Origin of the sequence: Streptomyces sp. NPDC057280, from assembly GCF_042668605.1 — a bacterium.
Lineage (GTDB): Bacteria > Actinomycetota > Actinomycetes > Streptomycetales > Streptomycetaceae > Streptomyces.
In genome coordinates this window covers 1-12,697 of sequence record NZ_JBHUYR010000006.1, presented here as the reverse complement: position 1 = coordinate 12,697, position 12,697 = coordinate 1, and the positions used below count along the sequence as shown (strand labels likewise).

Annotated in this window: 9 protein-coding genes; 6 read left to right on the top strand and 3 right to left on the bottom strand. The window is 69.8% G+C overall.

What is annotated here, in order from left to right; genetic code table 11:
* Nucleotides 1-101 precede the first annotated feature (101 nt).
* Genes ACFUO4_RS30120 through ACFUO4_RS30110 form a run of 3 tightly spaced genes read left to right on the top strand, consistent with a single transcriptional unit; the run spans nucleotide 102 to nucleotide 3,462 of the window.
* Complete coding sequence (locus tag ACFUO4_RS30120; RefSeq protein WP_383490784.1) at nucleotides 102-1,229, top strand: FAD-dependent oxidoreductase; 1,128 nt, start codon at nucleotides 102-104, stop codon at nucleotides 1,227-1,229.
* Between the two features lie 5 nt (nucleotides 1,230-1,234).
* A complete protein-coding gene (locus ACFUO4_RS30115; protein ID WP_383491556.1) occupies nucleotides 1,235-2,803 on the top strand; it encodes an FAD-dependent monooxygenase in 1,569 nt (522 codons plus the stop codon).
* Complete coding sequence (locus tag ACFUO4_RS30110) at nucleotides 2,800-3,462, top strand: SGNH/GDSL hydrolase family protein (RefSeq protein ID WP_383490782.1); 663 nt, start codon at nucleotides 2,800-2,802, stop codon at nucleotides 3,460-3,462. Before ACFUO4_RS30115 ends, ACFUO4_RS30110 begins: the two co-directional genes overlap by 4 nt.
* Nucleotides 3,463-3,609: 147 nt before the next feature.
* Here the strand turns inward: ACFUO4_RS30110 and ACFUO4_RS30105 are convergent, their stop codons facing one another.
* Nucleotides 3,610-3,978, bottom strand: coding sequence for a MerR family transcriptional regulator (locus tag ACFUO4_RS30105; protein ID WP_079307844.1), 369 nt, complete (start codon nucleotides 3,976-3,978; stop codon nucleotides 3,610-3,612).
* 136 nt (nucleotides 3,979-4,114) lie between these two features.
* On the opposite strand from ACFUO4_RS30105, the gene ACFUO4_RS30100 reads away from it, so the two are divergent.
* Complete coding sequence (locus ACFUO4_RS30100) at nucleotides 4,115-4,798, top strand: SDR family oxidoreductase (protein WP_383490780.1); 684 nt, start codon at nucleotides 4,115-4,117, stop codon at nucleotides 4,796-4,798.
* A gap of 296 nt (nucleotides 4,799-5,094) precedes the next feature.
* Nucleotides 5,095-6,780, top strand: a complete 1,686-nt coding sequence (locus tag ACFUO4_RS30095; protein WP_128112045.1) for a SpoIIE family protein phosphatase — start codon at nucleotides 5,095-5,097, stop codon at nucleotides 6,778-6,780.
* An 80-nt stretch (nucleotides 6,781-6,860) separates the two neighbouring features.
* Here ACFUO4_RS30095 and ACFUO4_RS30090 read toward each other — a convergent pair whose 3' ends face one another.
* Nucleotides 6,861-8,348 (bottom strand): hypothetical protein, encoded by a 1,488-nt coding sequence (locus ACFUO4_RS30090; protein ID WP_383490778.1) that lies wholly within the window; start codon nucleotides 8,346-8,348, stop codon nucleotides 6,861-6,863.
* Nucleotides 8,349-8,887: 539 nt separating this feature from the next.
* Here ACFUO4_RS30090 and ACFUO4_RS30085 point away from each other — a divergent pair.
* Complete coding sequence (locus ACFUO4_RS30085; protein ID WP_079307836.1) at nucleotides 8,888-11,437, top strand: discoidin domain-containing protein; 2,550 nt, start codon at nucleotides 8,888-8,890, stop codon at nucleotides 11,435-11,437.
* A 176-nt stretch (nucleotides 11,438-11,613) separates the two neighbouring features.
* Here the strand turns inward: ACFUO4_RS30085 and ACFUO4_RS30080 are convergent, their stop codons facing one another.
* Complete coding sequence (locus tag ACFUO4_RS30080; RefSeq protein WP_383490776.1) at nucleotides 11,614-12,564, bottom strand: SMI1/KNR4 family protein; 951 nt, start codon at nucleotides 12,562-12,564, stop codon at nucleotides 11,614-11,616.
* Nucleotides 12,565-12,697 lie beyond the last annotated feature (133 nt).

Sequence of the window (12,697 nt, the reverse complement as noted above, 5' to 3'; positions counted from 1 at the left end):
TGAGCCACGTGTGAGCGGTCCGCGTCAGTCTTCGAGTGCCTGCCTGTCGGCAGGTGGCCGACCGGGGTTCGCCGGGCGGTCCGATCCCTGGGAGATACCTCATGAACAGCCCTGTCACGATCATCGGCGCCGGACTCGGCGGTCTCGTCCTGGCCCGGGTCCTGCACGTCAACGGCATCCCGTCCAGGGTGTACGAGGCCGATCCGGCTCCGGCCGCGCGCCGGCAGGGCGGCATGCTCGACATCCACGACTACAACGGGCAGCTCGCCCTCCAAGCGGCCGACCTGATGGACGAGTTCCGCGCCATCGTCATCGAGGGCCGTCAGACGATGCGGGTCCTCGACCAGGACGGAACCGTCCTGATGGACAAGGCCGACGACGACGGAGGGCGCCCCGAGGTGATGCGCGGCGAGCTGCGGCGGATGCTGATCGACTCGCTCCCGGCCGGCACCGTCCGCTGGGACCACAAGGCCGCCGGCGTCCGTGCGCTCGGGAAGGGCGGCCACGAGGTGACGTTCGCCTGCGGGTGCACGCTGGTCACGAGCCTGCTGGTCGGCGCGGACGGCGCGTGGTCACGGGTCCGCCCGCTGCTCTGCGACGCCACCCCCGAGTACGCCGGCACCTCCTTCGTGGAGACCTACCTGTTCGAGGCCGACACCCGGCATCCGGCCGCCGCGCAAGCGGTCGGCGGCGGGTCGATGATCGCGCCCTCGCCGGGCAAGGAGATCTTCGCCCACCGGGAGAGCGGCGCCACCCTGCACACCTATGTGCAGCTCACCAGGGAGCGGGACTGGTTCGCCGCCATCGATTTCACCGACACCGCCGCAGCCACCGCACGCATCGCCCAGGAATTCGACGGCTGGGCGCCAGAACTCACCGCGCTGATCACGGACACCGACACCCCGCCGGTCCTGCGCCCCCACTACGCCCTGCCGACCGGGCTCCGCTGGGACCGGGTGCCGGGTGTGACCCTGCTCGGCGACGCCGCCCACCTCGCGGCCCCGAACGGCGAGGGCGCCAACCTGGCCATGCTCGACGGCGCCGAACTCGGCAAGGCCCTCGCCGCGCACCCCGACGACGTCGAGGCCGCGCTCACCGAGTACGAGAAGGCCATGTTCCTGCGTCCCACCGAGGACGTCATGTTCGAAGGCGTCGAGGTCCAGGGGATCGACTCCGCGGGCAACACGGCGCAGGGCCTGGCGGACATGGTCAACGGGCAGGGCCGGTGAGCCCCGTGTACGACGTGGCGGTCGTGGGTGCGGGACCGGTCGGGCTGTTCCTCGCCTGCGAGCTGGGCCTTGCGGGCTGCTCCGTCGTGGTGCTCGAGCGGGAGCCGGAGCGCGGTTCCCCGTGGAAGGCGGTCCCGTTCGGCATGCGGGGGCTGTCCGCCGTGTCGGTCGCGGCGTTCGACCGCCGCGGGATGCTGCACGCGCTGCTGTCGGCGTCGGGCGCCGGCGACGCTCCGGGTGCGGGTTCCGGCACGGACTTCGGCAGGGACTTCGACGCGGACTTCGACAAGGACGAGCCGTCGCCTCCTCGGAGTGCGGGCCACTTCGCCGGCATCATGCTCGATCCGGCCGACGTCGATGTGACCGCCCTCCCGTTCCGACTGCCCGGCCCATCGTCCGAGGGCCTGATGACGAGCCTCGCAGCGGTCGAGACGGTGCTGTCCGAGCGGGCGGCCGAGCTGGGCGTGGAGATCAGACGCGGCGTCCCCGTCTCAGCTGTCACCCAGCACGACGACAGCGTGGTCGCGCACGCCGGCGAGCACGCGTACCGGGCGCGCTGGCTCGTCGGCTGCGACGGCGGCCGCAGCACGGTGCGCGGGCTCACAGGTTTCGACTTCGTCGGCAGCGAGCCGCAGTTCACCGGCTACGTCATGCTCGCCACCGTCGCCGATCCCGAGAAGCTGCGCCCCGGGTTCAACCCGACGCCGACAGGCATGTACCTCACGATGCCCGCGACCGCGTACATCGGCATGCTGGACTGCGACGGCGGCGCGTTCGACCGCTCACAGCGGCCGACCCGCGCACATCTCCAGACGGTTCTGCGCCGGGTGTCCGGCACCGACGTGACGCTGAGCGACGTCCGGCTCGTCTCGACGTTCACCGACCGGGCGATGCAGACGACGACGTATCAGCAGGGTCGGGTGCTGCTCGCGGGGGACGCCGCGCACATTCACTCCCCCCTCGGAGCGCAAGGGCTCAACCTCGGCATCGGCGACGCGATGAACCTCGGCTGGAAGCTTGCGGCGACCGTGCGCGGCCACGCCCCGGGCGGGCTTCTCGACACCTACACCCGAGAGCGCCGTCCGATCGGCGCGGCGGCGCTCGACTGGACGCGTGCGCAGTCGGCGGCGATGAAGCCGGACGCGCACGGCCAGGCGGTTCAGCAAGTGATCCGCGACCTGATCGGGACGCGGGACGGAACCACGTACGTCTTCACGAGGGCATCGGGGTCGTCGAACCGGTACGACCTCGGCAGCGAGCACCCGCTCGTCGGCCGGGACGCGCCGGACCTCCGTCTGGAGGACGGCACCCGCCTCGCGGATCTGATGCGGGACGGACGGGGCGTCGTGCTCGAGCTGGGCGCCGACCGGTCCCTGCAGGGTCCGGCCACGCGCCGGAAGAGCCGGATCCGGTACGTAGCCGGGCCGGCGCGCAACGACCTCGGACTGCGTGCCGTACTGGTCCGGCCCGACGGCACGGTCGCCTGGGCAACCGCCGGTGACCCCGACCACGCACAGTTCGAACAGACCGTGGACCGTTGGTTCGGTGCCACTGACCGGGGGGAGCACACATGACCATCACCCTCAGGCCGGACAGCACCGTGATGTTCACCGGAGACTCGATCACCGACAGCGGGCGGCTGGACAGCGACCAGCGGCTCGGATCCGGCTATGCGCTGCGCATCGCGGGAGAGTGGGGACTGCGCCACCCGGACCGGGCCGTGACCTGGCTGAACTCCGGAATCGCGGGCGACAAGATGAGGGACCTCGAAGCCCGGTGGCAGACGGACGTACTCGATGTCCGCCCGGACGTGGTGTCGATCCTCGTCGGTATCAACGACGTCGGCTGGCACTCGTACGACCCACACGGCCATGTGATCTCCACGCAGGAGTACGCGGCGGCTTACGACCGCCTGCTCGCGCCCCTCGCCGAGGCCGGTACCCAACTCGTCCTCATCGAGCCGTTCCTGTTGCCGATCCGCGGCAGCGTCGAGGTCGGGGACGTGATCCTCGACGAAGAGGTCCGCAGGCAGTGGCGGGCCGACCTCGACCCGAAGATCCAGGCCGTGCGCGAACTCGCCCGCTCCTACGGCGCGCATCTGCTCGCCGCCGACGGCCTGTTCGCCGGACTCGCCGCGACGACCGGACCGGAGTACTGGGCCGCGGACGGCGTCCACCCCACAGCGCCCGGCCACGCCGCCCTCGCGGAGGCATGGCTGCGCCTGGTGTCCTGACCGGGCCTCACGAACGGCGCCGGCACCGGCCGTCGTGACAGGCTCTGCGACGACGGCAGCGGGGACATGGTGGCGCGCACCCACCAGGCCCACGGCGGCCGCACTCGCGCCACCCCCACCGCAGCGAGGCTGCGGTCGCGGCTCCGGTCAGTCGGTACGGGGAGGGGAGTAGCGGCAGGCGGGGTCACCGGCCATGATCTGGTCGAGGCGCGCCCGGACCTCCAGCAGATCGGTGATCTGCCGGTCGATCCGGGCGCGTTCCGCGGAGAGCAGCGCGACCGGGTCCGGGCCGTCCTCGCCGGTGCCCATGTAGAGGCGCAGGATCTCGCGGACCGTCCCACTGCGCAGCCCGGCGGCATACAACTGCTGGATGAGCCGGACCCGGTCGACGTCCGTGTCGCCGTACCGGCGCTGTCCGCCGGACGTGCGGTTCGAGGTGAGCAGATCCTGCTCTTCGTAGTAGCGCAGGGCGCGGGTGCTGACCCCCGCTCGCGCGGCGAGTTCCCCGATCCGCACCCGGCCTCCCGAGAGTCGTCCGTCACACGGACTTGAAGTTGACGTCAACGTGAGGTTCTAGCGTAACGGTGCTCGGCGTTCCGTTCCGGACGCCCGGCTTTCCGTACCCACTTACACCTAAGCAGAGGCTTACGACATGCAGATCGCCGACTCCGTCGCCCTTGTCACCGGTGCCGGGCGGGGCCTGGGCCGCCACTTCGCCACTCAGCTGCTGGAGAGGGGCGCGGCCAAGGTGTACGCCGCGGCGCGCCGTCCCGAGAGCGTCGACGTGCCAGGGGTGGAGGTACTGCCGCTGGACATCACCGATCCCATGTCCGTCGCCGCCGCGGCCGCGGCGGCCGACGATGTGACCCTGCTGGTCAACAACGCGGGCATCGCGACCTTCACGGATCTGGTCACCGGCGACATGGACAGGATCCGGCTGGAGATGGAGACCAACTATTTCGGCCTGCTGAACATGGTGCGTGCCTTCGCACCGGTCCTCCGGGCAGGCGGTGGCGGCGCCCTCGTGAACATGCTGTCGGTGGCGTCCTGGGTCGGCGGTGAGCACGCCGGCGCGTACAACACGGCCAAGGCCGCCGCCTGGAGTCTGACCAACTGCGTCAGGCTCGAACTCGCCGCCCAGAACACTCTGGTCAGCGGTGTCGTCCTGGGTCCGACGGACACAGACATGATCGCGGGCATGGACCTGCCCAAGAACGATCCGGCCGCCGCCGTACAGACCGTCCTCGACGAGGTGGAGGCAGGTCGCACGGAGATCCTCGTCGACGAGTTCGCCGCCATGGCCAAGACCGCGCTGTCCCTGGACCCGGCAATCTGAACCACCACGGGTTTCGAGCAGGTGCCTCGTCCAGGCGTTTCGACGCATGAGGCGCTGCGTACTGCGCGTCCTGTGTCGTAGAGGCGCGCGGTACAAGGGCCGTAGCTGGTTGGCTGGCTTGCCCTGTCGTCTCAGGACATCGGTTCCTCCCGCTCGGGCCGGTCGGCCGCCTTGTCGTACGCCTGCGCGAGGCAATCACACGATGGGGCAAGCGGGTTGGACTGCGCGGATCGGTCGGGTATGGATGAGCTCCGTTGACGGCAGCGAGAGGCACATCTGTGAACGGTGACGAGTCCATGCCGCAGTGGCACCTTCCCGAGGGCGAGGGCCTTCCCGGGCGTCAGCTTGTCGAGGGGACCCTGGCGGCCATCGTCGTCCTCGATGCTCAGTTGCGACATCTGTACGTCAATCCGGCATGGGCCGAGATCAGTGGCCTGCCCGCCTCCGCGTTCCTGGGACGCACGCTCGGGGAGGTGCTGCCCGACCTGCAGCGCCCGGACGATGTCCTGGCCGAGGTCCTGGCGGACGGGCGACCACGCGAGACGACCATCTCAGGAACGACCGGTGTCTCTTCGCCACTCGGGCAACGGTTGTGGCGGGCGGTCTATCACCGCGTGGAACTGCCCGGGCAGGATGCCGGCCTGTGCGGCATCGGCGTCGAGATCAGCAGTCTGCGCAGCTACCTGGACGATCTGGAGACCGCTCATCTCCGGCTCGCCCTGCTGGATGCGGTGGCCACGCGCGTCGGCACCACCCTCGACATCGAGACCACGTGCCAGGAACTGTCCGACTTCCTGGCCCCCTCGCTGGCGGACATGGCCGCGGTGGGCATCGTGGAGGAGGAGTTCACCGGTGCGCCCCCGCCTCGGCCCGGTTTCGTGCGGCTGCGCAAGGTGAGGGGTTCCGCGCCTGCGGGGATGGAGTGGCTGCTGCACCAGATGGGCGGACCGGGTCCTTACATCGACATCCCTCGCGGTGTCGCCACGCGCCATTGCATGGACGTCGGGCGGCCGTGGCTGGGCAACCTGGCCTCGGACGACCTGTTCCAGAAGGTGACTGTGGACCCTGAGCGCACCAGGATCTTCCGCGCCGCCGGCATCCACTCGCTGCTCATCGTCCCCCTGATCACCGCGGGCCGCCCGGTGGGCGTCGTCCTGATGGGCAGGACCGGCACCTCACAGCCCTTCAGCGACGACGACGTCACGACGATCCAGGCCGTGGCTGCTCGGGCAGCCCTGTCCGTCGACAGCGCGCGCCGCTACAGCCACGAGCACACCATGGCACTGGAACTCCAGCGGGCGCTGTTGGCCGAACCCCGCGCCCCTCACCCAGGTGTGGAGGTGACCGCCCGCTACATTCCCTCCGGCCGCAGCGTCCTGGTCGGCGGAGACTGGTACGACTCGATCCCCCTGCCCGACGCGCAGACCCTCCTGGTCATGGGCGACGTGATGGGTCACGGCTTTCAGGCCGCTGTCACCATGAGCCAGTACCGCTCCCTGCTGCGCACCATCGCCACCGACGTCATGGGCGTCGAGGAGATCCTCGAAGAGTTCGACCGCCAGGTCGCACAGCTCGGGCTCGACCGTCTCGCGACCTGCCTCCTCGCGGTCATGGACCCGCAGGACGGCACCTGCACCGCGGCCAGCGCAGGACACCCGCCGCCCGCCGTGCTGCGCCCGGACGGCAGCATCGACATCCTGTGGCTGCCGGCCGGCCCGCCCATCGGCACCGGGCTGGGCGGCTACGAACCCCTCACCGCCACCATGGCCCCCGGAACCACCCTGATGCTCTACACCGACGGACTGGTCGAACGGCGCGGCACCGACATCGACGACTCCGTACAGGAATTCCAGGGCCTGAGCCTGTCCGCCGACACCCCGCTGGACGACCTGCTCGACACCGTCCTGGCACGCCTTGCGAACGGCGCGTACGAGGACGACGTCGCCATCCTCGCTGCCCGCCAGCACCATCACGCCCGGTAATCTCCCGCACATCATCAGGCGCGCTTCTGCATGGCCTGTTGAACAGGCCCGCTCCGGCTCGTCCGGCCGCGCCAGGGCTCCTACGTCCTCACTTCGCCCTTCGTCAGCAGCCACTCCTCGTGCACGGCGCCCAGAGGGATCCGTGTCTGGAAGACGGGCGTGCCGAAGATGGAGAGCTGCAGATTCAGCGTGCCGCTCAGGTCGACTCCGCCGTACAGAGCCCAGGAGCCGGAGGCGGAGCCGGCGCCGCCCGCCGAGCCTTCGGCTGCCGCGTGGGATTCGGCGCGGAGATAGGGGGCGAGGTCTGCGGTGACGCCCACCGTGCCGTACAGGCCCACGGTCGCCTCGGCGCCCATGGCGGCCTTGGCGTCACCGAGGGCGGTGACCGTCGTCTTGAGGGGCTCACCGGTCATGTGCGATTCGCTGACGCCGCGCCAGCCCTTGGCCCAGGTGAAGTTGCCGCCCACCCGGAAGTCTCCCTTGAGGCGCTGTTCGGCGTCGACCGTGACGCGGCCGTCGGCGTCCACCCGGAAGTAGCAGACGAGATCGAGGTTGACGACGATCGGGACGGGGCCGACCTGGATGACGGGGTCGGCGTGCAGTTGGGCGAAGGGGATGCGGATCGGCTTGCCGTGTGTCGTGCCGGCTGCGCGGCCCTTCATCTGCCACTGGGAGGTCCACTTGCCGGTCAGCCCCAGGAACGCGCCGCTGGGCGAAGAACTCGCGGCGGCGCGGGACCCGTCGTAGGAGAAGGCGACCTCGGGGGCCAGTTGGACAAAGCCCTTGAGCGCGGCGGAGGCCGAGGCGGGGGCACCTGCGGCGGTCTTCACCGCGGTTGCGACGTCGATGCGCAGGCTGCCCAGCGGGAGCTGCGCGCCCTCGGGTCCGAAGGTGAGATCCCCGGTCTTCGCCCAGGAGACCTTCACACCCTCGACGAGCGGCTCGACCTTCAAGGCGGACGGGTCGACAGGGACCGCACCGTCCGCCTCGCTCCGGCCCAGGACGGAGTTGAGCTTGGCCGGTTGCGTCTGCACGGTCGCACTGCCGTCCGCCGCGGTGTCGACGATCTCGGTCACCTTGGCCAGTACGCCGTCGGGGGCGCCGGGGGCGGGGGCGCTGGCTATGACGTCGCCGACCGCCACGGCGGCGTTGGACTTCGCCCCGTCCGAGCCTGTGTCCTGGGCGGTGCCGGAGGCGGTGGGTGAGGAAGCGGTCGTTGTCGACGGGGTGGGCGACGGTGCCGTGCCCGAGCCGGAGGGCGGTGCCGCTATGACCGCACGGCCGCTCTTCCTGTCGTACGACGCGACCTTGAGCGCGGATTTCCGGGCCCGGGCCTGGTCGGGCGTGCTGGCGGCGGCCACGGCGGTCGGGGTGGCGACGTCACCGGTCGGGGCGGAGACGACCGCGAGTCGCTCGTCGTCGGTGGCGGGCTTGGCGGCTTCGGCCGTCGAGGCGGCTGCCTCGCCGGTGCCGGCGGGGGAGTGGGCGGAGCAGCCGGTGGCCAGGAGAGCCGCGACGGTGACCGTCGACAGGGCCGAAACCAGGGCATGCGTTCTGAGCTTGTGCACGCGTGAGTCCTCGGGAGCGGTGGTGGGGGGTGTGGCAGGGCGCAGGCGCCATGGCGACATGCGTCTGAGCGGGTACGCAGCGGTTATTACCTGTCGGTAAGTACGCATGAGCATGCCAGGTCGACAGCGTGGCAGGGAGCACTTCTCCTCTGGTCGCAGGGTGACGTGGGGCACACTCAGTCGAGGGTCAACTAGCCCTCGGGCAAAGGGTGTTGGGTCTCGACCGCTGCCTTTGGTCGCCGCTGTCGTCGGTTGTCGTCGGTGCGCTGCGTCGGCAAGCGGCGGTGGCGCTTGCCGGCATCAACCCCTGAAGGCTGACAGCGGGTCAAGCCGCCTGGGCTCTGCACAAGTTGCACGGATTCTGATGTCGCAGGGCTTGCCCAAGCGATGAGGTCACTATTTAAATCAAGATGTGAACTAAGTGTTGGCGCAACTTGGTTGCACCTATCACCGTTTGCGCGCCGCACCCCGCACCCGCATGCAGCACGGCCTTTCGTGACCATCCTTCATTCCTTCATCCACCCCCAGGGGAACATGGCATGGGCCTCAGATCTCTCGGCATCGCGCTCGCCAGTACGGTGGCGCTGATCGCTCTTCCTGTCGTCGCACCACCTCCGGCCCTCGCGGCTGACGCCAACCTGTCCCAGGGCAGGACAGCCGCATCGTCCTCGACGGAGAACGCGGCAACCCCCGCCGCCGCCGCGGTCGACGGCGACACCGGCACCCGCTGGTCCTCGGCCGCGACCGACGACCAGTGGCTGCAGGTCGACCTGGGGGCCACGGCTTCGATCAGCCAGGTGGTCCTGAACTGGGAAGCCGCGTACGCCACGGACTACAAGATCCAGGTCTCGCCGGACGGCGGTTCCTGGAGCGATCTTCGGACCGTCACCGGCGGGGACGGCGGCACCGACACCCTCACGGTCTCGGGCCAGGGCCGCTACGTCCGTATGCAGGGCATCCACAGAGCCACCCCCTGGGGATACTCGCTCTGGGAGTTCCAGGTGTTCGGGACGCCCGGCACCACCCAGCCCGCCGCCTGCTCAACCGCCAACTCGGCGCAGGGCAAGACCGCTTCGGCGTCCTCCACGGAGAACGCCGGCACCCCGGCATCCGCGGCGTTCGACGGCGACGACTCCACCCGCTGGTCCAGCCAGGCCGCCGACCCGCAGTGGCTGCGCGTCGACCTCGGCTCCTCCCAGGACATCTGCAAGATCGACCTCAACTGGGAAGCCGCGTACGGCAAGGACTTCCAGCTCCAGGCTTCCGCCGACGGCCAGAACTGGAGCAACCTCAAGACGGTCACCGGCGCGACGGGGGGCCGTGCCTCCTACGACGTGAGCGGCACGGGGCGCTACGTCCGCGTTCTCGGTACGGCCCGCGCCACCTCCTGGGGCTACTCGCTGTGGGAGTTCGCCGTCCACACCACGTCCGGCGGTACCGGCGGCCCGATTCAGGGCGGCGGAGATCTCGGCCCGAACGTGATCGTCGTGGACCCCTCGACGCCCAACCTGCAGCAGAAGTTCGACCAGGTCTTCGCCCAGCAGGAGTCCGCTCAGTTCGGCTCCGGCCGTTACCAGTTCCTCCTCAAGCCGGGCACGTACAACGGCATCAACGCCCAACTCGGCTTCTACACGTCGATCTCAGGGCTCGGACTGAACCCCGACGACACCCAGATCAACGGCGACATCACCGTCGACGCGGGCTGGTTCAACGGCAACGCGACGCAGAACTTCTGGCGCTCGGCGGAGAACCTCGCCATCACCCCGTCCAACGGCACCGACCGCTGGGCCGTCGCCCAGGCCGCCCCGTTCCGCCGCATCCACGTCAAGGGCGGCCTCAACCTCGCCCCCAACGGCTACGGTTGGGCCTCCGGCGGTTACATCGCCGACTCCAAGATCGACGGCACCGTGGGACCGTACTCGCAGCAGCAGTGGTACACCCGTGACAGCTCGGTCGGCGGCTGGACCAACGGCGTGTGGAACATGACCTTCACCGGGGTCCAGGGCGCCCCCGCGACCAACTTCGACACCGGCCCGTACACCACGCTGGACACCACTCCGATATCCCGCGAGAAGCCGTTCCTCTACCTCGACGGCACCACCTACAAGGTCTTCGTGCCCGCCAAGCGCACCAACGCACGCGGCGTGTCCTGGCCCGCCAACGCCGGAACCTCGCTCCCGCTGGACCAGTTCTACGTGGTCAAGCCGGGTGCGACGGCCGCCACCATCAACCAGGCGCTGGCCCAGGGGCTGAACCTGCTGTTCACCCCCGGTGTCTACCACCTCGACCAGACCATCGACGTCACCCGGTCCAACACGGTGGTCCTCGGCCTGGGCCTGGCCACGCTGGTACCTGACGGCGGCATCGACGCCATGCACGTGGCGGACGTCGACGGGGTCCGGCTCGCCGGATTCCTCATCGACGCCGGCGCGACCCGCTCCGACACCCTGCTGCGGATCGGCCCCGCCGGAGCGGCGGCGGACCACTCCGCGAACCCGACCACCATGCAGGACGTGTTCATCCGCATCGGCGGCGCGGGCCCGGGCCTCGCAACCAACTCCGTCGTGATCAACAGCGATGACGTCGTCGTCGACCACACATGGATCTGGCGCGCCGACCACGGGGAGGGCGTCGGCTGGGAGACCAACCGTGCCGACTACGGTCTGGTCGTGAACGGCGACGACGTCCTGACCACCGGCCTGTTCGTCGAGCACTTCAACAAATACGACGTGCTGTGGAACGGCGAACGCGGGCGCACGATCTTCTTCCAGAACGAGAAGGCCTACGACGCCCCGAACGCCGCCGCCATCACCCACGACGGCATCGTCGGCTACGCCGCCTACAAGGTCGCCGACGCGGTCAACGTCCATGAGGCCTGGGGTCTGGGCAGCTACTGCAACTACACCTCGGACCCCTCCATCGTGCAGCGCCACGGGTTCCAGGTGCCGGTCAAGTCCGGCATCAAGCTGCACAGCATCCAGGTGATCTCCCTGGGCGGCAAGGGCCAGTACGCCCACGTCGTCAACGACACGGGCGCCCCCACCTCCGGCACCGACACCATCCCCTCCAAGATCACCCAGTTCCCGTGACAGGCGACCGCTGAGCCGTACGGCCACCGACGAGAACACCGACCCCGAGGTGCTGCGGGCCGCGAGCCCGGCCCCCAGCACCGCGGGGGGTGGGCACACGCCGTCCGGTCCCACGTGCGGCCGGGCCGGCCGGTCCCCCGGGCGACCCGGCCCGCCAGGCCCAAGTGCGAACGGCGTCAGCAATCCGCCAGCGACCGCCACCGGGTTTCCTGCGCAGGGTCGAAACCGCTCAGCCACACCAATGTCCCCCCGATCAGCCCGGGCCTGTCCCGGACGGCCAGCGCCGGGTATTCCAGCATGTCGGCCATCTCCTCCAGATAGGTGACCAACGTGTCCCGCTCCTCACCAGGGGCTTCGTTGTAGCGGGACCAGCGGCCCAGGTAGCCGGTCGCAGCGTCCAGGTACAGGCCTGAGGAGTCGTCGGACGGACCCACGGCGACCACCGGAATCCAAGTGGCCTCCCACACCGTGATCCGTTCCTCTTCCGGGCGACCGGAGTCGCGGGCGTCCTGCGCGACCTGAGCGTCCCGCTTCCTCCGGTAAAGGGCCCGCACGCCATCCAAGGTCATCAGAGCTTGGTTGCCCGGCAGGCACCCCCAGCCCTGAGCGCCGTCATCGCCCGCGGTCAAGAGCCACAGGGCACGCAGTTCCACGGGTATCCGCACTCCGAGATCATCTTCCACAGCGGCGACGGCAGCGGAACTCGCGCCGGCCCGAAGAGCCGCCAGAGAGGCGGGAGCGTGAGCCTGGAGCCAACCGATGATGCGCCGCCAGGCGTCCGCCACCTCCCGGACGGTGACTGCCTCGGCACCGGGATCAACACCCTGCTCCCGCCCCTGCCGTTCAGGTTCACCGGGGACGTCTGTCGCGGGCTGAGCGAAGGAGGCCGGGGTCACGAATCGGATCTCGATCCTGTCGGGCTCACGGATGTAGCCGACGGCCAGGGCAGGACAGTCCTCGAAGAGATCACCGTCGATCTGCACGTGGAGGATGCCGGGCAGACTCGACGGCTCACCCAGATCCGGTTCATCCGCCAACCGACCGGCCAGCACCTTCAGCGCATAGGGCACGCCGCCCCCGAGCTGAGAAGCGGTCTCGCGGACGTGCGGGGCAATCTCGACGTTCACGGCCAAGCGCTCCTCGTGGGTTCGGATGGGTGAAGAGCCTAAGAGGTCCTAACAGAAGTCGGTTGATCATGTGACTGTCGGTGTGGTGGTTCGTTGGTGCAGTCGTGGGGAAGCACCAGCCGAGGCCGTGGGT

What these genes read in the sequence shown, in the direction of transcription:
- ACFUO4_RS30120 (WP_383490784.1), top strand. Translation starts at nt 102, where the DNA reads ATGAACAGCCCTGTCACGATCATCGGCGCCGGACTCGGCGGTCTCGTC.
- ACFUO4_RS30110 (WP_383490782.1), top strand. Translation starts at nt 2,800, where the DNA reads ATGACCATCACCCTCAGGCCGGACAGCACCGTGATGTTCACCGGAGAC.
- ACFUO4_RS30100 (WP_383490780.1), top strand. Translation starts at nt 4,115, where the DNA reads ATGCAGATCGCCGACTCCGTCGCCCTTGTCACCGGTGCCGGGCGGGGC.
- ACFUO4_RS30095 (WP_128112045.1), top strand. Translation starts at nt 5,095, where the DNA reads ATGCCGCAGTGGCACCTTCCCGAGGGCGAGGGCCTTCCCGGGCGTCAG.
- ACFUO4_RS30085 (WP_079307836.1), top strand. Translation starts at nt 8,888, where the DNA reads ATGGGCCTCAGATCTCTCGGCATCGCGCTCGCCAGTACGGTGGCGCTG.